Raw genomic sequence first — 21,723 nt, 5'->3', positions numbered from 1 at the left:
CCCCGCCGGCGGCCGGGGCAGGCGGCGCGACGCGCCGTGCAGCTCGCCCAACTCTGCGGTCAGGCAGCGAGCGCCGCGGCTCGCTTGGCGGACCGCTCCGCGGCGCGCTTGGCCGAGTTCGCCTCCCGGCACTCGCCGCAGCGGCAGCCCCGGCGGTACGCCTTGTAGTCGCCCTCGCCCACCGGGTGCAGACGCTGCTCGTCCTTGGCCGCTGCCGCCGCGTCCGCCTCGGCGAGCTGGGCGCGCGCAGCCGACTGGATCTCGTCGGCGGCGTCCAGGCTGATGTCCCCGGCCTCGATCATGCGGGCGCGGTCGGCGGTGGTCGTCGCCGCCCAGTAACCGACCTCGTCGCCGGCCAGAGCCCACAGCAGGCAGTTCTCACGGCCGTCGCACCGTCGGCACAGGGCGGTCATCTCGGCGGGGACGACGTCCTGCTCGGAGGTGGGCACCCAGTCGCCCTCGGTCGGCCTGGTCGCGCAGCGCGCGTCCTCGATCGGGAACCGGCGGGAAAAGGACTCGGAGGCCGCACCACGATCGTGGTGAGCCTCCGGGTCAGACTGCATGCTCGCAGTGCGGTCAGCGTACTTCGCGGGACGGGTAAGCGTCGAGGTCGTCATGAGGGTGGTCCTCTCAGGTCCCGGATGGTCAGTCCGGGTGCGGTGCCCGTTGGTGCGGGCGGTGGTGTCATCCACGATGACGCACTTGCCGCGAAGCGTCAACCTCAAACGAGGGGTGTTCGTAGACTCGGGGCGTGAGCAGGAGGCGTCCAGCGACGTACGGCTATGCCGAGGTGGCCGACCGCCTCGAGGAGGAGCTCGGAGTCCGGCCGGCGCTCTCCACGCTGCGAAACGCGGCAGCCGTCGCTGGACGCGGCATCCAGAGCCCGCCGCGCATCACCGACGGAATGCCGGCTCCTCTGCCTGCTCCGTCACGAACGACTCCGGCGCAGTTCGACCGGTCGCAGATCGAACGCTGGCTGCGCCACCACCCGCGCAAGGTCGAACGACGAGTCATCGAAAACGCCCTCACGGCGCTGGACGAAGGGCAACCCGAGACTCGCGTCGTCAAGAGAGCGCGGGCCAAGGGGCTGAGCTGGCGCGCCATCACCGCGCTCCTCAACGAGCACGACGGGCGCGGCCGCACGCTGTCCGCGGTGCACAAGCTCTACGGCGGACGCGAGGCAAGCGGCTCTCGTCCCCGACGTACGACATCTCCCTGACCGCCGAGAGCTACCTCGTCGTCAGCAGTCCGCGAGCGCCTGGGCGAGCACCTCGGCGTCGCCGGCGGAGACGGTGAGCGCGTAGGCCGCGGCGACGTCGACGTAGGCCGTGGCGTACTCGCAGGCGCCTTGCTCGGGCATCCACACCTCGGGGGTGCTGTCGCCCTTGCTCGCGTTCACCGACCCCTGGGTGGCACGCAGGTTGCGCGGGTCGTTGGCGAAGTCACGGCGCTGCTCGGGGGTCCAGGCGCTGGCGCCGTGGTCCCAGGCCGCGGCGAGCGGGATCACGTGGTCGATCTGCACGAGCTCGGACGTGCCCTGGCCACGCTGGAAGGGGACGCTCTGCCCGGTGTACGGGTCGAGCAGCTGCCCGGTCAGCACGACGCAGTCGTGGGTGCCGGGCTTGAACGTCGTCGCCTCGAGGTCCCGGCCCAGGATGTCGTTGCGGGTGTCGCACCCGTTGTGCCCGCCGTCGACATCGACGTCGTCGGACCAGGCCGGGCCGAACACGCAGGCGCCGTCCGACGAGCAGTCGCGGTCGTAGCCGGCCACGTCCGGGCGAGTGCTGACGGTCGCGATGTCGTCGAGCGCGCCTGGTGTCGGAGCGTACTGCGTGGGGCTCGAGGTAGGCAGGGTGGGCTGGTCCCGTCCGTCGGTGGCGTACCAGGTCGCGGCCAGCACGATCCCGACCACGCCGGCCAGGAGCGGAGGAAGGGTGCTACGTCGGTGGCTCATGCCAATGGAAAGTGCGTTGAACGCGTCTCGCGTGACAGATTCGACCTTTCGCAGATCTGATGGTGAGTTTTGCTAGGAGTGGCGGCTTCGTGCGCGGATCTGCGAAGCGCCTGTCGGCAGGAGGCCGAGACCGAGCCCTGCGACAAGAGCTCCGATCCAAGCGAGGCGATCAGAATTGGTTTGCGCTTCTAGGTCGACATACGTGACGTCTGACTTGTGGATTACTGGCCACTTTTCAGGCTCTGATGGCTCTTGCCAATCAATGCCCGGCTTGTGTTCGGGACCATCGATTCTCTCGGTTCCCACGGTCACCTCTGTCCTACCGTCGATCGGTGCAGGGTCGGATTTGAAATGGTACTCTTCAGGGCGGAATGACTCCGTCACAGTCTCTGTCGTGGGTGAAAGATCTTCGGTCGCCCGTGTCCATGTGCGGGGGACGCTCCTAATGTCCTCGGTTTTCCATTCGATCAGTCGGTCTTCGTCCTCGAGTGTTGCCCCGGTGTAGCTAACGTAGACGCGCCCACGTGTCCCGCGGTCCCATTCGCGGGTTCTTGCGCACGTGACCGATATGCCGCCATCGTGGTCAGCGTCGAAGTGCAGAGGCTCTCCATCGCGGAGTTCTTGCGCCGGGGAGTCATCTCGAGAACACGCTAACGACGTCGCGTAGCCGACACCGCCTGGGCTGTAGGACACTGCGACGCTGTCTAGGCCTTTCCCAGCGTGAAGAGATATGCTGAGCCCAGAGTCGCTAGCGCGGCGCGACACGCTGACCGAAGCGGTCTCCTCCCCGGTCAGTTGCGGGTCGAATATGACCCATCCTGCGGCCCGCTGATGTTCGGATCTTGACGGAGGCGCGAGGTGCGAAAGCGACATCGTGAACCCGACGATGGCCAGCAATGTGCCAATTACCAGAACCACCGGTGGGTAGGCGCGGTGTCGCGCGAGCTCCAGTTGTGGTTTGCGTACCTGCTCAACAGTTGGCGCCGGCTGGGATGGGCGCTCTGAGCGATTGATCAGGACGATGGCTATAGCGAGTGCTACAAGGCGGGCAACTCTGCCTCGTTGCTCTCGGCTTCGCTCCATGGCATGAGGATATGGGAAAACTAGAATCCGAGCCCGGCCAGTGAGGTCGCGATGAGAGCACCGGCGATAATGGCAGGGCCGAACGCGAGGTGTGTGCGCCGGGCGGCGCCGCGCACCAGCATGGCCACGCCCACGATCACCGCGACGAGGAAGCCCGCCAGGACGGTCGTGAAGAGCGCGTCGACGCCGAGCGGGCCGACGACGATGCCGGTGGTCGCCGCGAGCTTCACGTCGCCGAACCCCATCGAGCCGACGAGCGCGAGGACCAGGAACACCACCCCGAGCCCGGCTGCGCCCGCGAGCGCCCAGCCCAGCAGGGACCACTGCCCCGTGGCGGCGGCCGCGGCCAGGACCGCGACCGCGAGCACCGGTGCCAGGACGGCGAGCACCGCGTCAGGGACGCGGTGCACGTCGACGTCGATCCACACGAGCGCGCTGGCCACGACGAGGTAGATGCCGGCGGGGACAGCGAGCGGAAGCCCGAGGGTGCTCGCCGCGGCGGCGCCGGCCGCGGCCATCGCGATGACGAGCCACGACCAGCCCAGCGCGATGCGCGGCACGTCATCGCGACGTCGGTAGGAGCCGGTGCGCAGCCGCCACCACAGCGCGACCCCTGCCCCGGCTCCCAGCCCGGCGGCCGCGAGCGCCCAGGACGGGTTCATCGGGGCTCGGGCTGCTCGTCGGTGCCGGCGTAGTCGCTGCCGTCGGTGCGCCGCGGCAGCGGCATGCCCATGGCGAAGATCTCGGGGCTGACGAAGTACATGTCCTCACGCTCGGCGCGCTCGGCGGCCTTCTGGGCGTCGGTCTTGGGGCTCATCGGGTGCTCCTCGAGGGGGTGGTGTTGGTCAGGGTCCGGGGGTGACGTCGCGCAGCTGCACGACCAGGCGTGTCTTCGACCTGCCCTCGGGCGTGCGGTAGGACGCCTGGTGCACGCCGGCGACCTCGAACTCCATCCCGCGAGGCAGCAGGTGAGCGGTGGAGTCCACCTTGTCGGAGTGCCCGAGGTAGGCGCCGCGGCGGGTCTGCATCTCGAACGTGACGACGCGGCCGCGGGGATCATGGACCTGGCCGGCGGTCTCGTGCAGCTGGTGGGTGGCGACGGTGTAGCGGTCGAAGGAGATCCGCCGCCCGGGCTCGAAGTTGTTGGTCATGAAGCCGTGCAGGTTGCCGTCGTTGATGTAGAACGGCATCTGCACGTTCGCGTACAGGACGTGGCCGCGGTCGTTGCGTCGCTCGTAGGCCTGGATGGCGCGGTCGATGCGGCGGACCCGTTCCTGGTCGGCGGCGGGCAGGGCTTGCACGTCGCCGGTCTGCTCGGACAGGGCGTCGTTGGTCGCCTGCCACCGGTCGGGGCGGGTGACCAGGTCACGCTGGGCGCGCAGCTGCGCCAGGGGTATCGCGCGTGCCGTCTCCAGGCGGGCCTTGCTGCGGGCGTTGCGCTGGCGGGCCGAGAGCGGTTGGCGAACGTCGGCCGCGCCGGGAAGCTTGCGCTCCATGCGGGCGTGGCCGAGGTCGGCCGTCGTTCCGCGGGGCATGATCCGCTCACGGTCGCGCTGGAGCCGGTTCAGGCCGGGCATCTGCTCGGTCATGGCGTCGAGCTGGCGCAGGCCCTCACGGGTACCGACGCGATCGGAGTACGCCTCGGCGTCGACGAGCCGGGCGCGCTTGGCGGCCGTGCTGCCTGAGCCGCGGTCGGCGTCGACGACGTAGTCGGGGTTGCCGGTGCGCGGCATGTGTACCTCCTGGGTGTCGAGTCACTCATGGAAGGTGCTCGACGACGCGGTGCTGTGACGGGAGGGCGACGGTCGTCACCGGGCGCGCTGGAGCGCGTCCGCGGTGCTGGACAGGTGCGTGGCGGGGGCGTCGGCGAGCCAGGCCTGGGTGAACCCCTGCAGGACCTGCCCGGGCCCGGCCTGGAACCGCCACGGCCCCAGGTCGGTCAGGACCCGGTGCGTCAGCGCCGTCGCGTGGAAGCGGGTGGGGACCGTGGTCTGGTCGACGACGCGGCCGCGGCGCTGGAACTCGCCCATCTTGGCCAGGCTCGCGCGCCCGACGGCGAGCTGGCGGATCTTCGACGACCCGACGCCGACCTCGAGCACGACGACTAGGTGCGCCTCGAGCCAGCGCTGGCGCTCCCACGCCGGCTTGATGCCCATCCGCTTGGGCAGGCCGAGGTTGGCGATCGCCCGCTCGGCGTACTGGGCCTGCTGGGCCTCCTTGCGCCGGGTCTCCTCGCTCGGCAACAGCAGGGCCAGGAGCTCGGCCAGGCGGCGAGGTGGGATGTGGGCGATCGAGCGGCCGTGGCGGGCGTGCAGCCAGCGCTGCACGGTGCGCCGGCTGACGCCCATCGCCTCGGCCGCTGCGGCCGTGTCCGGGCCGCCGTGCACGCCGGTCCCGAACCGCAGCGCCATCACGCGCTCAAGACGGGCCTTGGTCCAGGTCGGGCCGTGAGCCGCGGCCGGACCGCGGGCGGCGTTCATCGCCACTGCCCGCCGTAGGGCCGCTCGACCTCAACAGCGTCGACGTCGCCGAAGCGCCAGTCGTCCAGGTAGTCCTGGCCCCAGTGGCTGGTCGCCCAGCCCATGAAGCCCTTCTCCCCGCCGTTCTCCCAGGCGTCGAGCATCGCCGCGGCGTGCTCGGGGTCCAGGTCGAGCTGGGTGGTGCGCGGACGCATGTAGTCCCGCGAGTGCGGTCCCTGCTCTCCGGTGATCGACAGCCGGGCCCCGCGGGAGGTGATCGCCTGGCGGCGAGCAGCGATCGCGGCCTTGCGCCCGGCTTTCGTGCTCGCGGCCTGACGCGCCCGCTTCGCCAGAGCCTTGGCGTGCGCCGGCGAGGGGCGCTGGCCCTGCCCGGTCTGGGAGGCCTTGACCCAGCGCTCCACGGTGCGGCGCGAGACGCCGAGCTTGCTGGCTGCGGCGGTGAGGTCGATCCCGGACTTGGTGCGCGCTGAGGTGCCGCCGACGGCGCGCAGCATCCCGCGCAGGTCACCGCCGGGCTTCCCGGAGACGTCGGCGTCGCGCCCGGTCAGGGCGGAGAAGAGCTTGCTGCGCAGGTCGTCGGCCATCACTCACTCCCCCGTTGGGGGCGGACGATCTGGTCCTTGCCCTTGTACCCGTCGCCGGTCAGGTACTCCAGGTGCGCGGCGAGCTCGACGCTGCCCTCGTGCTTGTACCGGCCGAGGTCGCGCCCGTACCAGCGCTCACCACCGGGCCAGGCCGCGGCCGGGTCCGGGTCGGGCGAGGTGTACAGGACGGTGTCGGTCACGATCGCGACGGGCCAGCGCCCGGTCTCCTGCCCGATGCGGGCGACGCGGCGCAGGATGTTCGTGCGCGCCTTGGCCACGATCATGTGCCGGCGCTCGGGGGCGTACCCCTCGCGGCCGGCCATGTGCCGATCCGAGCCGAGCATGCCGATGGTGGGCGCATAGATCGCCTTGACCTGGTCCCGAGCGACCTGAGCGTCCTCGTCCTCGACGTCGAGCTGGGTGCGGGCGTCGCGGATGCGCTCGTACCAGGGGTCGAAGACGCGGGCTCGCTTGGCCCAGGTGTAGGCCTCGAGGATCTCGGGGTCGTACTCCTGCTCGATTGCGAACTCCAGCGCGGGGGTGGTGACCCAGCGGACCTTGCCGGCGTTGCGGCCCTTGGGGTCCAGCGGGTTCGGCATGCGCCAGTCGCCACTGTCGGGGATCTCGATGCGCCAGTACCCCGGCACGCGCGGCGTGAACGCCGTCCCGTCCGGGTGGTGCACCGGGGTGCCGATGCCGAGCTCGAGCCCGCTGACGCCGGCGAGGTAGGACCCCGAGCGGTCGTAGGCGTGGATCCACTCGTGCTCGAGCTCCTCGTCGGTCGGCTTGCGCGACCACGACAGGTCGACCTCGATGTTGGCCTGCTGCGCGGGCGGGACCGGGTCGTGCGGGGCGAAGTACTCGGCCTGGTCCTTGCGCCGCAGCGCCTTCATCAGGTCCAGGCCGGTGGTCGATCCGGAGAGCTGGAACGGGTGGCCGAGTGCGCCGGCGAGCAGGCCGATGCGGCGAGCGAGGCGGGCGTAGTCCGGCTCGCCCTGCAGCAGCGGGACCGCCAGGCCGTCGTCGGGCATCGCGGCGAGCAGCACGAGCCAGACCGCCTTGTCGTTGCCCTTCCAGATCCGGGTCCAGCGCCCGAGGCTGTCGCCGTCGCGGCCGCCGAGGCTGTACCCGGCCGCGAGCGCGTCGGTCACCGCGGGGATCCCCTTCGTGACCTCATGCGCGACCTTGTCCTTGTCCTTGTCGGCGGCCGCGCGGATCGCGTCGACGTCGATGCCGAGGCCGCGGGCGACCTCGTCGCCGATCCAGACCTGCCCGCTGGCGGTCATGTACTTCGTGATCTGCGTGCCGAGCCCGGCCCAGGGGCCGATGTCGGCGACGTCGCCGAGGTGGCGCGGACCGGTGGGCGGGAGCACGTACTGCTTGCCGTTGCTCGCCCAGACCTTGCCCTCGTCGAGCACGACGGCGGCGGCACGGAACGCCTTCTCCTCGCTGCTGGTAGCGGGCTTCGGCTTGGCGGACGTCGGAGCAACCTTCGCCGGTGCCGCCTTCGCCGGAGTGGGCGCCGCCGGAGCGGGCGCCGCCGGAGCGGGCGCCGCCGGAGCGGGCGCCGCCGGAGCGGGCCCCGCCGGAGCGGGCCCCGCCGGAGCCGGTGCCGGGTCCTCGTCGTCGACGACGCCGTAGACCTCGCGCCAGCACGAGCGGTGGATCTGCTCGCCGTCGATGACGGTCGTGCAGGGGTATCCGCACTCGGTGCACGGCGCCTGCGCGGCGGCGGCGAGCTGTGGGGACATCGAGAGCTCCTCGCTGGGCTGGTCAGGCCCATCAGTGGTGTCGCCGGCGTGGTGGGAGATGGCGTCGTCCTGACCCTGCACCACGGCCTGGTCGCTGTCCACCTGCTGTGGGTCGGTCGTCAGCCCGGGGATCTCCAGCATGTGGCCCGTCGTCGGGGCGTCGCCGCTGGGAGGGGTCTGCGGGCCGTCGTCGTCGGGGCCCTCGTCGCCGGACGTCTCGTCCTCGACGTCGTCGGGGTCCTCGCCGATGATCTTGTCCAGGTGCAGTGTCACCATGCGCGCGTACCGGTCGCCCTCGGCGTAGATCTTGCACTTGAGGGTGTGCCGGATCCGGTTCTCCGAGGTGTCGGCGATGAGCACGCCCTCCTCGTGCAGCGCACGGCAGGCGGTGTTCCGGTCGATCTCCAGACGCTCGGCCTGCGTCGCGCTGGCCGACTTCAGCACGGCCTCGAGCTGGGTCGAGTCGCACATCAGGACCCGGCCGCGCTCGCGGGGGCTCGGGTCGTGCATCACGTAGCCGAGGCGGATGCTGCCGCGGTCCAGGCGGTACCGGGCCGGCTGGGTGTCGTACTCGGACACCTCGGAGATCGCGGTACGCCGCCATCCGAGACGACTCGCGAGGGGCCACGGCGGGCACTCCCCCGTGCGCACGTCGTCGACGTAGGCGATGCCCTGGCGAAGCGCGTAGGCGATGAGCTCGCGCACGCGCGCGCCGACGGTGCGGGGCATGTCGGGGTTGATTGCCGCCTGGCAGGCGGCGTGCATGCCGTCGTGCACACGCCGCAGGGTCTGCTCGCGCTCCTCGGCGGTGATGGCGCCCGCCTCGAGCAGGAAGTCGGTCATCGCGACCCAACCCGCCCAGGTGCTGGCCACGGCGTTGGCCTGGCGGACGGTCTGCCCGGCGTCCTTCACGAGCTGGTCGGCGTAGGCGTCGGCGATCTGGGCGTAGTGGGCGCGTCGACCGGTGAGGTCGGCTGCGAGCCAGGAGATGTAGGACGACATCACCAGAGCGCGCCCGTGCCGCGACAGCGGCTCGTCCAGGGGGAACAGCTGGTCGGTGTTCACGTCGTCGCGCGCCAGGGGCACGACGAGCATGCGCTCGGACGCAGACCCAGGACGGGGCATGACCTCGGAGGTGAACAGGCCGCTGGCGCGCGGTGGCGTGCCGGCCTTGTTCTCCTGCCCGTCGCGGGAGTTGCGCTCGCGCTCCTCCTGGTTGTGGATCAGGCGCGCGGTCTCCTCGAGGTGCTTCTGTGCCTCGAGCCACGACTTTGTGGGGGCGAAGTCGTCCATCCACAGCAGCGCGTCCTTCGCCGCGTGCAGCTTCAGGCGCAGCGCGTTGAACGTGTCACCGTTCCCGCTCATGGACGACGCCGGCTTGGAGTGCTCCCACCGCTCCCCGAAGTGGTGCATCGCCTTGGCCGCGACGGACGTCTTGTACGACCCGGGCGGGCCCACGAGCGTCAGCACCCAGGGGTTGTGCCCGATCGCGGCCCGGAACACGTGCCCGAGCAGCGGCCCCGAGATCCGCTCCGGCAACCGGTCCAGCATCGTCACCGACGACGTCAGCCAGGCCTCGCGCAGCGCATCGCGATCGAGCACGGGGTCGGGCAGGTCGTAGCGCCGCAGCGCCCCGGAGAACGCGGTGGGCGCCTCCTGGTGCCCGTCCGCGGTGATGGCACCGCGCGCGTGGATGTACCGGTGGGTCCCGTCAGGGTTCTCGCGCCACCCCGTGGAGCGGTGCAGGGTCTCGTCGACGACGTCGTCGCTGATCGCGAGGATCGCGCGCTGCAGCGTGTCCAGGCCGGCGCGCTTGTGGTCGTAGTCCGGCGGCCCGGGCAGCGACTCCAGCCACGAGTGGTCGCGCCACTGGTCGGCCATCACGCGGATCTCGACGAGCTCACCGGACGGCTCGGTGTACCGGACCCGGACCGCAACGAGCGCCCGCGGCGAGGCGGCCCGAGCGCGAGCAGGCTGGGCACGCCCGAGCAGCTCGGCGTGCTCGACGTCCTGGGCCTCCTCGACCTCGAGGTACTCGCGCGCGGTCACCCGGACCACCATCGACAGCAGCGTCTTGAACGACCCCGGCTTGTCCTCCTGGTCCTCGTCACGCTCGCGCCGGCTGCTGCGGTCCGGCTCCCACTGGACGATCCGGTCGTCGAGCACACGGAACGCCGGCGCCGTGGAGTTGGTGCCCGGTCGACCGGGGAACGCATCCGGTGAGGTCGCGCCACCGGCCTGCGGGGCGTCGAGCGCGCCGGCGCTTGCACTGGAGTCCTCCAGGAGCAACTGGGGCATCTTCACGTCGAGGTCGCGGTGGCAGCGGCGAGCGGCCTGCGCGCACTCGGTCAGGACCCGGTCGGCCTCCTCGACAGCGTCGACGGTCCACGCGGCTCCGGCCCGAGCGGCGTACGTGTGGACCTTCTCCACCAGTTCGACCAGTGCCTCGTGCCGGATCTGGGCCTCCAGTGTCCAGCGCGTGGCGTACCGGCGGTGCTGGTCGGCGTCCTTGTCGGGGTCGCCCGACTCGCTGAGCTCCTTCTGCGCGAGGGCCTCGGCGACCGCAAGGCGGAGGGCCTTCGCCTTGGCGCGCATTTCGCTCTGCGCACTCGCGAGGGCGTGCCAGGTGACGACCTCGGCGATCGAGATGTCGATGAAGTCATCGACGCCGAGGCCCGCGTCGGCGTGGTCGGTGACGTCGGCCTTCGGCTGGTCGACCGCGGGAAGGATGAGCCGGACGCGGGCGTCGACCGCGGTGAGCTTGGTGTGCAAGTCGACGCCTCGAGCCCAGCCGGTGGGGTCGCGGTCCAGCGGTACGACGACGTCGGCGCCGCGCAGCTCCTCGGCGAGCTCGGCGGGGAAGCTGCGCCCGCCTTGGGTGTTGGTGGTGGCGATCTCGCCGTAGCGCTCCTCAACGGTCTTGACGTCCTTCTCGCCCTCGACCAGCCAGATCGTGGCCCCGTCGCGCACGGCCTCGGCGACCTGCGGCGCACGGTAGAGCACCGGGTAGAACTCGTCCGGCTTGCGCTTGACGCGTCGGCCCTCGCGCGTGACGAACAGCTGGCGGAACTGCTTGTGCCGCTCCCCCTCGGCCGTGCACTCCTCCCGGATGACCTCCTGGATGAGACGACCCTGGTGGTCCACGTACGGGTACCGCTCGACCTCGACCCACTCGTGGTCGACGTCCGGCGCCTTCGTCGCGGTCTGCGTGATCGGCGCCGGAAGCGGGCCGAGCTTGCCCCGCCGGCCAGCGGCTCGCCGGCTCTGCGGGCTCTTGCCGACCCGGATCGAGCCACGCACACCGGCAGGCAGGGGCTCGTCGAACAGGTCGGGCATCGTCAGCCCGATCGCCTCGACGATGTCCTCGGTGCGGGCCGGGCAGCCGTGGCAGTACAGCAGGACTGCTCCCCCGCTGCTGTTCGCCGACCGGCTCCAGGTCACGTGCAGCGAAGGGGTGCCGTCGTCGTGGACCGGGCAGGTCACCATGAACGAGTTCTGCCGCACGGTGCGCACGGCGTGCCCACGGTCGGTGAACGCCCGCTGGACGCGATCGAGGGACGAGCGGGGCCCCCCGCCACTCCCGGCAGGGAAGCCCATGCCCAGGGTCGCTTCAGCCACGCGCCGCAGCCCCCCTCGACGTCGAGGAGGCAGCGGTACGCCACGCCGTGGCGCATGCCCTACGCCAAGGGCCGGACTTCCGCGTTACCATGGATGCATCCTTAGTAGGAGGGATTCGAACGGATCCCCTAACAGGTGTGGACGATCCGCAAAGCGGGCCTTCCACAATCTCCAGTCGGATAGCACCCCTCAGCCGCCAAGCAAGTGGGGTGCTTTCCGCATTTCTGGGGCCGTTACGCAGCCCCGAGCGGCAGTTGAAGTTGCTGCTGTCCCTCCTGGTCGCTCGGCTGTTGAGCCCAGTACGGGACGTCGAGCTTGTGGGGTCGAGCGAGCTCGGCGACGAGGTAGGCGTTGAGGTTGTCGTAGCCGAGTCGAGCTGCCTCCGCGGCGTAGTACTCCATGTGGTCGCGGGGCAGGCGAAGGGTGTGCGCTGAGCGCTCGCCGAGCTTCTTCCGTCCGGGCTTCGTCCGTGCTGCCATGGGGACGTTCTACCAGAGGTGTGATTCCGAATCCGAAATGCTCGTCGGCGCGGCGTGTCGCGCAGGTGGCTACGGCCCGAGGGCCCCTTCGAGCATGTGGTCATCACCGTCACACCCTTGGAAGGTGACCCGCTGCCCCGGCCTGTGACACCCCACCTTCACCGACCTGCACCTGCATCTCGGCAGCCATTCGACACCCCGGGCTGCATCACACGGCCTCGCGCGCGGGTACCCGCATACACGTACCCCGCGCACGGCTCGGGGGGAATCGGGGGAATCGAGAGCATCAGCGCAGGTCAGAGCGGATTTCTCGATTCCCCCTGGGGGTGGGAATCGGGTGGGAATCGGGGGTGGGAATCGAGCGGGAAAACGCCCGTCGCCGTGATCCCGGCCCGTCAGAGGTAGCGCTGCACCGGCGTGCGCCGGGCGTCACCAGGCTCACCGCGCGCGCTGCGCTGGTCCTGGACACGCTGCTGGAGTGTCCGAGCCGACGTGTGCAGCTGCGTCTGATCAGCGAGGTACACCCACCCCCGCGCCGGCTCGAGCTCGAGGACCAGATCGCAGAACGTGTCCTCCAACAGGTCCTCAGCCGCCCGATACATGCTCCGTACCTGGCGCAGCTCCCAGACCTGGCTGAACGGGTTCGGTATCGGGATCCCGTCCAACGCCCGCGCCGCGTCACGGTGCGGCACGATCTCCCGCGGTGCGCTGTACCGCAGCACCTTCACGTCCCGAGGAGCCAGACCGACCAGACGTAGACCGGACTGCCACTCCTCGTCCGAACACCGCGCCTCAGCCTCGCGCAGCGGAGCCAGCATCGCGTCGTCCACGCCCGAGGCGAACTCGCGCAGCTCCCCCAGCCGAGCGTCGAGGAATCGGAGGTCCGCCACGGTCTGGTACTCCAGCCGACCCCTGGTCCAGGCCAAGGCGATCGACATCGGGTCCTCGGGCACCCATCGGAACCTGGACTGGCGGAACATCCGCCGATGCCAGGCCATGTCCTCGATCCAGTCCGCAGCAGACCGGACCGACTGGGCTGCGGTCACGAGACCCATGATGCCTTCCCCACCTCTGCCACACCAGCGACCCACCGGTCCGCCACCACTAGGCCACTTCATCGACCGCACCACCACCACCACCACCACCACCACCACCACCACCACCACCACCACCACCACCACCACCACCACCACCACCACCACCACCACCACCACCACCACCACCACCACCACCACCACCACACGAACCGACGAACGCGAACCATTGCCCGACGACGAGTGCCGGGAGCCCTTGCCGGCGCGGGCGGAAGACCGTGACGGCGCCGTGCCGTGCCGTGCCGTGCCGTGCCGTGCCGTGCCGTGCCGTGCCGTGCCGTGCCGTGCCGTGCCGTGCCGTGCCGTGCCGTGCCGTGCCGTGCCGTGCCGTGCCGTGCCGTGCCGTGCCGTGCCGTGCCGTGCCGTGCCGTGCCGTGCCGTGCCGTGCCGTGCCGTGCCGTGCCGTGCCGTGCCCCTGGTCCACGTGCTCGAGTCGCTGGGCCACGTCTTCCTCTGTCGACGACGTTCCCTCAGAGCGAAGCGCCCGGAAATCCGGCCCCAGTGTGCAGTCCCGTAGCGGTCTGCCAACACTCCCCCACCGCGCTAGCAACAGACGCACACCACTTGCACACCACTTGGACAGTGGAGGGCCAACAGACCCAACGTTGGCGGGCTATTGGGCACTAGCACGGGCCCAATAAGCAGGCAGCAGGCCACTAGTCGACGTACCACAGGGAGGGTGTGGATGGGCACTGGTCCGACCACTAGCGGACTGTTGCCTATCCAAACGGCGCGCACAGACCGCCAGCGCGGCGCCAGCAGACCATCCATGAGGGCCGAACAAACAGACCAAGGGGACCAACCAGACCATCAACAGACACACCGTGGACCACCAGATACGCGACAACAGACCACCCCATAGGCCACAGTTGTCCCACTGAACGCAGTCCACGGAGGGTGGGCACGCACGACGCAGGGGGAGCGCTCAGGGACCACTGACACCACACGTGTCACAAAACCCCAACCGCACCACCTTCCATGGGTGTGACCGCAACGGAGGAAGCGAATGTCCGAGACCATTGACCGCGAAGCCCTCGCCCGGGTGATCGCGATGATCAACGGCAAGGGGGGCGTGCTCAAGACGAGCACCACCCAGAACGTGGGCGGCCAGCTCGCCGAGCAGGGCATGAAGATCCTGCTCATCGACACCGACATCAGCGGCAACCTCAAGATCGGGCTCGGCCTGGTCGGATCACCCCTCGACGACGCCGGCAAGAGCATCGTCGACGCCGTATGGAACGGCGAGCCCTTCAAGATCGCCCGCGACGTCAGGCCCAACCTCGACATCATCTTCGGCGGCCGCGCCCTCGAGATGCTCGGGAAGCTCGCCCAGTCCTCCATGGCTGACGAACTCCCCAACGGCAGCGTCGCCGCCGAGTTCGCAGCCCGCCTCGCCGAGATCGCGGGGGAGTACGACCTCGTCATCATCGACTGCCCGCCCGGCAACGCCGAACTCCAGGACATGGCGCTCGCCGCTGCGCGCTGGGTGCTCATCCCGGCCAAGACGGACGAGATGAGCTGGGAAGGCCTGCGCGGTGTGGGACCCCGTGTGAAGCGTGCGCGCCGGGACAACGAGACCCTCGACTACCTCGGTGTCTTCCTCACCGGTCACAACCCGACCGCGACCCGTGTCTACAAGAACACGCAGGTGCGGTTGGAGGAGGTCGGGGACAAGGTTCCGCTCCTGCGGTCCACGATCCGCCACTCGGAGACCGCGGCACACGACACCACCACGCGCGGCCAGCTCGCGCACGAGCTCGCCCGCGACGTGAAGGTCCAGAGGGCGAGCCGTCTCCAGGCGCTGCGGGCACGCCGCGGCGACGAGCACGGTAGCTCCGCGCCGCTGAAGGCACCTGCGCTGTCGCAGACCGCCAATTCGCTCGCGGACGACTACAAGCACCTGGCCGCCGAGGTGTGCGAGCGGATCACCGCCGCGGAAGAGGCTGGGGCCTCCGAGCAGCTTGAGGGAGCACGAGCATGAGCACCGACAACACGGGCGCGGCGCGCCCGATCCCGGCGGGGCGACTTGCCAGCTTCGAGGACGCCGACGACGAGGTGAGCATCAGCCTGCCTCCGCGCCGGCCGCGAGCGCCGAAGCCGGAGCCGGTTGCGCCGGTGACGCTTGAGGCGGTGCCGAGCCTGCCGGAGGTGCCTCAGGATGAGCCGGCGCCGCGTCTGCCGAAGCGTCGCTCGTCGACGTCGACGAGCGCGAAGGCCTCGCCCGCGCGTGAGGCGGCGCCCGAGGCCACAGCGGCTGAGGAGGCGGGGGAGCAGGGCTCGGACGCAATGCGGCCCTCGAACGTGCACATCCCGGTGTTCCTCCTGGACCCGATCCGTGACCTGTGCGCGAAGAAGGGCCTCTCGCACGGTGAGGTCATCATCATCGCGCTCGAGGACACACACCCCCGGCTGCGAGAGCTCGTCAACCCTGTCGCGACTGCCGGCGGAAGCCTGTTCGCCGCGCGTCGCAGCCGTGCGTCGCGCTCGGCCGACGGCCCGCTGACGCCGCTGAACTACCGGCTGCGCGAGTCCGACTACGCGACCCTCGACCGGCTCGCGGCCGAGTTCGGTGCGAGCTCGCGCGGGCACCTGATCACCGAGGCCCTCAAGGGCTACTTCGGTCTCACCGAGGCGCCGTAGGGCACTCGGTCCTGCTCCATCCGACTACCGACCAGGAAGGCCGTCATGGCAACCACGACACCCGAGACGCAGGCGCGTCGACGCGGTGCTTCCCCCGAGCAGGGGAACGCCGTCGTGCCCGAGCAGATCAGCCCGCCGCCGAAGATGCGGCGCAAGCCCATCGTCGCCGTCGCCTCGGTGGCCGCGATCGCGCTCGGGGCCCTGGTCTCGATGTGGGCGTGGCAGTCGACGTCGGACGCGCAGGACGTGCTCGCAGTGCGCGAGACGGTCGAGCGCGGAGAGGTGATCTCCGCGGAGGACCTGATGAGCGTGAAGATCACCGTGGACCCAGCCATGCGCCCGATCCCCGCGAGCGAGCTCGACACGATCGTCGGGCAGCGAGCCGCGCTGGACATGGCGGCCGGGGGAGTGGTGACCGCCGAGCAGTTCACCGACGCGCCGATCCCGGCCAAGGGCGAGTCGGTCGTGGGCGTGAGCCTGTCCTCGGCGATGCTCCCGGTCGGGCAGCTCGGCCCGGGCGACAAGGTGCGCATCGTCGCGACGCCGGGGGAGGCCGGGGAGGTGACGACGTCCCTGCCCGAGACGATTGGCGCGGTCGTGGTCAACGTCGTGCCGGACGACATCACGGGGAACACGCTCGTGAACGTCGCGGTGTCCCGCGACGACGCTCCGAACGTGGCGTCCCTCGCCGCCTCGGGCAAGGTCGCGCTGGTCCTCGACAGCCAGGAGGACTGACCGATGGCTCTCATCGTCCTCGCGTCCGCCAACGGGTCCCCGGGCGTGACGACGGCCGCGCTCGGACTCGCGCTGTCCTGGCACCGGCCGGTCGTGCTCGTCGACGCCGACCCGACGGGCGCGATGGGGATCCCCGCGGGGTACCTGCGCGGGGGGCAGCTGCCCACCGACGCGACGATCCTCGACCTCGCGATCGCGCTCCGGCAGGGCAACCTCGCAGAGGAGCTTCCGCGGTCCCTGATCCAGCTCCCGGACTCCCAGGTGCAGTTCCTGTGCGGGACCATGCGGCACAACCAGGCGCGCGCGCTCGACGAGCTGTGGGAGCCGTTCGCCGCCGTCGCGAAGGCGCTCGAGCGCAACGGCCAGGACGTGATCGTCGACGCCGGCCGGCTCGGGCTCGAGGGATCGCCGTACCGGCTCCTGGCGGCGGCTGACCTGGGGCTGCTGGTCACCCGGTCGAACCTGCCCAGCCTGGTCGCCGCGAGTTCCTGGGCGCCCACGCTGCGCGAGACGTTCGAGCGCGTCGGAGCCCGCGAAGCCCTGAGCGCTCTCGTCGTCGGACCCGGACGGCCGTACGGGCAGGGGGAGGTGGCCAAGGTCCTGTCGATGCGGGTCGTGGCCTCCCTCGCCTGGGACCCGGACACCGCGCGCGTCTACAGCGACGGCGAGAAGCCCGGACGCAAGTTCACCAGCTCGAGCCTGAACAAGTCGCTTCGAGCCACCGTGCACGCGATCCAGTCCGTCGTGGCCGCCGGCCAGAAGAGCCTCGGGCTCGCGCAGGAGAGGAACGGACGATGACGAACATGGCCACGGACCCGACCTCGCTGCCCATCTTCAACGGCGGCCGAGGCGACGACGCGACCCCGCGGGGCGCGCTCCAGGCGCCCCGCCGAGCCGGCGCTCACGCACTGGCCGGCCAGATCAACCCCACCACGCACCGCGTCCCCGCAACACGGCAGCTGGCTCCAGTACCGGGCCCCGGGCCGTCCGAGGGGCAGGTCGTGCTCGACCTCCCCGCGGCCGCCACAGGCACCCCGCGAGCCTCGCTGGACGGGATCGACTGGAAGAAGGTCGCCGAGCTTCGCGCGCAGGCCTCCAACCAGCTCAGCGCCGCGCTCGGACAGGAGCAGGTCGACCAGGAGATCGAGCGTGAGCTCGGGCGAGCGATCATCCAGGAGCTCATCGCCACCGAGAACGCCGACGCGATGCACGGCGGCTGGGCGGGGTGGACCCAGGACGAGCAGTTCGCGCTCGCACAGGCCGTCTTCGACGCGCTGTTCGGCCTCGGCCGGCTCCAGCCCCTCGTCGACGACGACAGCGTCGAGAACATCATCATCGCGGGCTACGACAACGTGTGGCTCGAGAAGACCGACGGTGCGCTCGTCCAGATCGATCCCATCGCCGACTCCGACGAGCAGCTCACCGACGACCTCGCGTTCATCGCCTCGCGCAGCGAGGTCAACGCCCGCCCCTTCTCCTCGGCCAACCCGCGCCTGCACATGCGGCTGGACGGCGGGTCGCGACTCGCGGCCGCCGCCTGGGTGACCGCCCGCCCCTCGGTCGTGATCCGCCGCCACCGTCTGCGCAGGGTCTCCCTGGAGGACCTCGTCGGTCGCGACATGATCAGCCCGCTGCAGGCATCGTTCCTGCGCGCGGCCGTCCAGGCCCGCAAGTCCATCGTCGTCGCCGGACCCCAGGGCGGTGGCAAGACGACCCTTGTGCGCGCCCTGTGCCAGGCCATCAACCCGTGGGAGAAGATCGGCACCTTCGAGACCGAGTTCGAGCTTCACCTGCACGAGCTGCCCGACGTCCACCAGATCGTCCATGCCTGGGAAGCCCGTCCCGGCTCCGGCGAGGTCGGCGCCGACGGAAAGCAGGCCGGCGAGTTCAGCCTCGACGAAGCGCTCTACGACTCGTTCCGGTTCAGCCTCGACCGCCAGATCGTCGGCGAGGTCCGCGGCCGCGAGATCTGGGCCATGATCAAGGCGATGGAGTCAGGGGCAGGATCCATCTCGACCACGCACGCCGCGAGCGCCGAAGGCGCCGTGCGCAAGCTCGTCACCTGCGCGATGGAGGCCGGGTCGCACATCACCCGAGACCTCGCGACGTCGAAGCTCGCCGAGACGGTCGACATCATCGTCCAGGTGCACCTGCAGACCGAGCCCCAGCGGGACGGGACCTGGAAGCGTTCGCGCTGGGTGTCCGAGATCGTGCACGTCGCCCCGGGCGAGAAGGTCAAGGGGTACTCGACCACCAACGTCTTCCTGCCGAACCCCTCGGGCGGGCCAGGCGTCCCGGGCACGCTCCCCGACGAGCTGCGCGCCCTGGAGGCCTACGGGTTCGACCTCAACGGGTACCTGATGGCCGACGGGCAGACGGAGAAGGCCCGATGAGCCCGCTCATCCCCGCGCTCGGCGGGGCGATCATCGTGGCCGGTGTGATCGGCGTCGTCACGGGGCTGCGTCGCACCCCCGTCCAGCCCGCCGCGCCCCGCCCGGTCCGTACCGGGCGCCTCGCCCGGATGACCAAGCAGACCAAGGTCCTGCTGCTCGCCGGTCTGGCTGTCGGCGTCGTGACGTACTTCCTGAGCGGATGGATCATCGCGCTCGTGCTGGGCCCGCTCGCGTTCGCCGCACTGCCCACGCTCTTGGTCGCCCCGACGGGAGGGGCGAAGATCGAGAAGCTCGAAGGGCTGGAGGAGTGGACCCGCGCTCTGGCCGGCGTGCTGACCGTCGGCCTCGGGCTCGAGGAGGCGCTGCGCGCGACGCTGCGCTCCACCCCGGAGGCGATCCGGCCCGAGGTGACCGCGCTCGTGGCTCGCCTGCGAGCGCGGATGAGTACCGAGGACGCGATCCGGGCCTTCGCCGACGACCTCGACGACGCCACCGGGGACCTGGTCGCCTCCTACCTGCTCCTGGGCGCGCGCCGGCGCGGTCAAGGCCTGGCCTCCGTCCTGGACGACCTGGCCAAGTCCGTGGCCGAGGACGTGCGTGCGCGCCGCGCCATCGAGGCCGACCGCGCCAAGCCGCGCACCACCGCGCGGTGGGTCACGATCATCACCGTCGCCGTCCTGGGCATCCTCGCGTTCACCGGCGACTACGTCGCGCCCTACGGCACCCCCATCGGGCAGGTGCTCCTCATGACCCTGCTCGCCCTGTACGTCGCGCTCCTGCTCTGGATGCGCAAGATGGCCACCGGCCAGCCCCTGCCCCGGTTCCTCGGAGCCGCCGCCCGTGAAGGAGCCAGCGCATGATCGCCACCGGCCTGCAGTACGCCCTCGTCGGCGGAGCCCTGCTCGGTCTCGGCGTCGCACTGCTCATCTGGCGCCTGAGCCCGTCCAGCCCGGACGTCGTCGACGTCGTGCGCCGCTACTCCCCGGAGGGCGTCAAGGAGCGGGCCACGCTGCGCACCTCCACCGTGGAGGCCTCCTCCCAGATCGACCGGGTGGGCTTGTGGGCGATGAAGCGCCTGCCCACGAACTGGTGGGGCAAGACCCCCACGAAGGAGCTCGCGCTCCTGCGCCGGCCCGTCCACCGCCACTACGGCAAGAAGGTCCTGTACGCGCTCACCGGGCTCGTCATGCCGCCCCTGATCACGTACTTCTTCGCCGTCCTCGGCATGCCGATGCCCTTCATCATCCCCACCGGCGCCTCGATCGTGCTCGCCATCGTGCTTTTCTTCGCCCCCGACTTCGACGTCCGTGCCGACGCCCGCAAGGCCCGCGCCGAGTTCAACCGAGCCCTGGGCGCCTACACCGACCTCGTCGCGCTCGAGCGACTCGGCGGCTCCGGGTCGCGTCAGGCCATGGAGCTCGCCGCGGAGGTCGGCGACAACTGGGTCTTCCAGCGCATCAGCGAGGAACTCCAGCGCTCACGCTGGAAGGGCGAGGCCCCGTGGGACGCGCTGCACGCCCTCGCCGACGAGCTCGGCCTGCCCGACCTCGACGACCTCGCCGACATCATGCGCCTCAGCGGCGAAGGCTCCCAGGTCTACGGCAACCTCCGCGCCCGCTCCGCCTCGATGCGCTCCGCGATGCTGAACGACGAGCTCGCCCGCGCCAACGCCATCAACGAGCGCATGAGCATGCCGATGGCGCTCCTCGGCGTCGTCTTCATGGTGATCATCATCGCGCCGACCCTGCTGCGCGTGGTGTAGCACCCCCCGACCACCCACCTGTCACAAGACCACCCCCACCCGCACCTTCCATCAGTGCCGGCACTACGAAAGGAACACCCGATGCTCTACACGATCGCCACGCTCCACCTGCTCGGCCTCAACCTGGCCGACCGCGCCCGCACCAAGCTCACCTCGACCCCCGAGCGCGGCTCGGAGACCATCGAGAAGGTCCTGTGGGCCGGCGCCATCATCGTGATCGTCGGCGCTGCCGTCGCCATCTTCCGTGGCTACGTCCAGCGCGAGGCGGCCAAGATCCAGTGACCCGCCACCGACCCATGCACGCACTACGCCTCCGCCTCACACGAGCAGGAGGCTCGCACGAGCGTGGGTCCTCGACCATCCAGATGGTCATGCTGATGCCCGTGCTCTTCGCACTGATGTTCGTCGGCGTCCAGGCCGCCCTGATGTACCAAGGGCGGACCATCGCGCTCGCTGCAGCGCAGGAGGGTGCACGCGCCGCGGCCGCCGAGTACAGCAGCTCTGGGGTCGGGATCGAGGTGGCTCGCGACTACGTCAACCGGTCCACGAGCGGGCTGAAGCAGACCAGCGTCACGGGTCAGCGCGGCGCCGCGACGGCGTCGGTCACGGTCACGACCCACACCGTCAGCGTGATCCCGGGCTGGTCCCCGAAGATCGTGCAGTCGGCGTCGATGCCGGTGGAGAGGGTGAGCGGCTGATGATGCGGAGGCTGCGACGAGGCGGGCGAGAGCGCGGCTCAGAGGTGATCGAGGCCGTCATCGGTGTGCCCGCCGTTCTGTTGTTCATCGGGCTGATCATCGCCGCGGGCCGGATCGCGATCGCCGACCAGGCCGTCGAGGCGGCCGCGGCCGAGGCCGCGCGAGCGGCCTCGATCGCGCGCACCCAGGTCCAGGCCAACGAAGACGCCTCGACCTGGGCGTCGGCCAGCCTCTCGAACCAGGGCCTGCAGTGCACCAGCAGGACCGTGGACGTCGACACCGGCAGGTTCGCCGCACCTCCCGGAACGCCGGCGTCGGTGTCCGCGACCGTGACCTGCGTGGTCCGGCTCTCCGACCTCGCCGTGCCGGGCCTGCCGGGGTCGCGCACGATCACGGCCACGATGACCAGCCCGATCGACACCTACCGGGAGCGCTGATGCGGATCCTTGCCA

At 70.7% G+C, this 21,723-nt stretch carries 21 protein-coding genes; 11 read left to right on the top strand and 10 right to left on the bottom strand.

The annotated features are described in order from the left end of the window. Positions 1-59: 59 nt before the first annotated feature. Positions 60-449: a WhiB family transcriptional regulator gene (locus tag FIC82_RS20610; protein ID WP_253691978.1), complete on the bottom strand. Its 390-nt coding sequence runs from the start codon at positions 447-449 to the stop codon at positions 60-62. 302 nt (positions 450-751) lie between these two features. Here FIC82_RS20610 and FIC82_RS20605 point away from each other — a divergent pair, with 302 nt between their 5' ends. Continuing rightward, positions 752-1,219 (top strand): hypothetical protein, encoded by a 468-nt coding sequence (locus tag FIC82_RS20605; RefSeq protein WP_154800726.1) that lies wholly within the window; start codon positions 752-754, stop codon positions 1,217-1,219. Between the two features lie 21 nt (positions 1,220-1,240). Here FIC82_RS20605 and FIC82_RS20600 read toward each other — a convergent pair whose 3' ends face one another. From FIC82_RS20600 to FIC82_RS20560, 9 genes are all read right to left on the bottom strand, one after another. Continuing rightward, the gene (locus FIC82_RS20600) at positions 1,241-1,954 is read right to left on the bottom strand and encodes an HNH endonuclease family protein (protein ID WP_154800725.1); all 714 of its coding nucleotides are present in this window, start codon (positions 1,952-1,954) and stop codon (positions 1,241-1,243) included. Positions 1,955-3,057: 1,103 nt separating this feature from the next. Continuing rightward, positions 3,058-3,699: a prepilin peptidase gene (locus FIC82_RS20595; protein ID WP_154800724.1), complete on the bottom strand. Its 642-nt coding sequence runs from the start codon at positions 3,697-3,699 to the stop codon at positions 3,058-3,060. After that, positions 3,696-3,854, bottom strand: coding sequence for a hypothetical protein (locus FIC82_RS20590; protein WP_154800723.1), 159 nt, complete (start codon positions 3,852-3,854; stop codon positions 3,696-3,698). The genes FIC82_RS20595 and FIC82_RS20590 overlap by 4 nt, the downstream gene beginning before the upstream one ends. A gap of 28 nt (positions 3,855-3,882) precedes the next feature. After that, positions 3,883-4,770: a hypothetical protein gene (locus FIC82_RS20585; RefSeq protein ID WP_154800722.1), complete on the bottom strand. Its 888-nt coding sequence runs from the start codon at positions 4,768-4,770 to the stop codon at positions 3,883-3,885. 75 nt (positions 4,771-4,845) lie between these two features. Beyond that, positions 4,846-5,517, bottom strand: coding sequence for a helix-turn-helix domain-containing protein (locus FIC82_RS20580; protein WP_154800721.1), 672 nt, complete (start codon positions 5,515-5,517; stop codon positions 4,846-4,848). Beyond that, a complete protein-coding gene (locus FIC82_RS20575) occupies positions 5,514-6,101 on the bottom strand; it encodes a helix-turn-helix domain-containing protein (protein WP_154800720.1) in 588 nt (195 codons plus the stop codon). The genes FIC82_RS20580 and FIC82_RS20575 overlap by 4 nt, the downstream gene beginning before the upstream one ends. Continuing rightward, positions 6,101-11,470, bottom strand: a complete 5,370-nt coding sequence (locus FIC82_RS20570; protein WP_154800719.1) for a hypothetical protein — start codon at positions 11,468-11,470, stop codon at positions 6,101-6,103. The genes FIC82_RS20575 and FIC82_RS20570 overlap by 1 nt, the downstream gene beginning before the upstream one ends. 233 nt (positions 11,471-11,703) lie before the next feature. Then, complete coding sequence (locus tag FIC82_RS20565; protein WP_154800718.1) at positions 11,704-11,949, bottom strand: hypothetical protein; 246 nt, start codon at positions 11,947-11,949, stop codon at positions 11,704-11,706. A 395-nt stretch (positions 11,950-12,344) separates the two neighbouring features. Next, a complete protein-coding gene (locus tag FIC82_RS20560; protein WP_253692008.1) occupies positions 12,345-13,187 on the bottom strand; it encodes a hypothetical protein in 843 nt (280 codons plus the stop codon). 862 nt (positions 13,188-14,049) lie between these two features. Between FIC82_RS20560 and FIC82_RS20555 the strand changes: the two genes are divergently transcribed. From FIC82_RS20555 to FIC82_RS20510, 10 genes are all read left to right on the top strand, one after another. Further along, complete coding sequence (locus tag FIC82_RS20555; protein ID WP_154800717.1) at positions 14,050-15,024, top strand: ParA family protein; 975 nt, start codon at positions 14,050-14,052, stop codon at positions 15,022-15,024. Then, positions 15,021-15,683 carry a hypothetical protein gene (locus tag FIC82_RS20550; protein ID WP_154800716.1) on the top strand — a complete coding sequence of 221 codons (663 nt, stop codon included), beginning with the start codon at positions 15,021-15,023 and terminating at the stop codon, positions 15,681-15,683. The genes FIC82_RS20555 and FIC82_RS20550 overlap by 4 nt, the downstream gene beginning before the upstream one ends. 45 nt (positions 15,684-15,728) lie before the next feature. Then, positions 15,729-16,418 carry an SAF domain-containing protein gene (locus FIC82_RS20545; protein ID WP_154800715.1) on the top strand — a complete coding sequence of 230 codons (690 nt, stop codon included), beginning with the start codon at positions 15,729-15,731 and terminating at the stop codon, positions 16,416-16,418. A 3-nt stretch (positions 16,419-16,421) separates the two neighbouring features. After that, the gene (locus FIC82_RS20540) at positions 16,422-17,216 is read left to right on the top strand and encodes a CpaE/TadZ family protein (protein ID WP_154800714.1); all 795 of its coding nucleotides are present in this window, start codon (positions 16,422-16,424) and stop codon (positions 17,214-17,216) included. Beyond that, positions 17,213-18,811, top strand: coding sequence for a CpaF family protein (locus FIC82_RS20535; protein WP_154800713.1), 1,599 nt, complete (start codon positions 17,213-17,215; stop codon positions 18,809-18,811). Before FIC82_RS20540 ends, FIC82_RS20535 begins: the two co-directional genes overlap by 4 nt. Continuing rightward, positions 18,808-19,671: a type II secretion system F family protein gene (locus FIC82_RS20530; RefSeq protein WP_154800712.1), complete on the top strand. Its 864-nt coding sequence runs from the start codon at positions 18,808-18,810 to the stop codon at positions 19,669-19,671. Before FIC82_RS20535 ends, FIC82_RS20530 begins: the two co-directional genes overlap by 4 nt. Then, on the top strand, positions 19,668-20,573 hold the full coding sequence (locus FIC82_RS20525; protein ID WP_154800711.1) for a type II secretion system F family protein: 906 nt from the start codon (positions 19,668-19,670) through the stop codon (positions 20,571-20,573). The genes FIC82_RS20530 and FIC82_RS20525 overlap by 4 nt, the downstream gene beginning before the upstream one ends. Positions 20,574-20,654: 81 nt before the next feature. Continuing rightward, complete coding sequence (locus FIC82_RS20520; protein ID WP_154800710.1) at positions 20,655-20,855, top strand: hypothetical protein; 201 nt, start codon at positions 20,655-20,657, stop codon at positions 20,853-20,855. A 95-nt stretch (positions 20,856-20,950) separates the two neighbouring features. Continuing rightward, positions 20,951-21,271, top strand: a complete 321-nt coding sequence (locus tag FIC82_RS20515) for a TadE/TadG family type IV pilus assembly protein (RefSeq protein ID WP_253691970.1) — start codon at positions 20,951-20,953, stop codon at positions 21,269-21,271. A 44-nt stretch (positions 21,272-21,315) separates the two neighbouring features. Continuing rightward, on the top strand, positions 21,316-21,708 hold the full coding sequence (locus FIC82_RS20510) for a TadE/TadG family type IV pilus assembly protein (protein WP_336240537.1): 393 nt from the start codon (positions 21,316-21,318) through the stop codon (positions 21,706-21,708). The last annotated feature ends 15 nt before the right edge of the window (positions 21,709-21,723 follow it).

This window comes from Cellulosimicrobium protaetiae (assembly GCF_009708005.2).
Classification (GTDB): Bacteria; Actinomycetota; Actinomycetes; order Actinomycetales; family Cellulomonadaceae; genus Cellulosimicrobium; species Cellulosimicrobium protaetiae.
The sequence above is the reverse complement of the archived record's forward strand: the minus strand, read 5'-3'. Positions and strand labels throughout refer to the sequence as shown.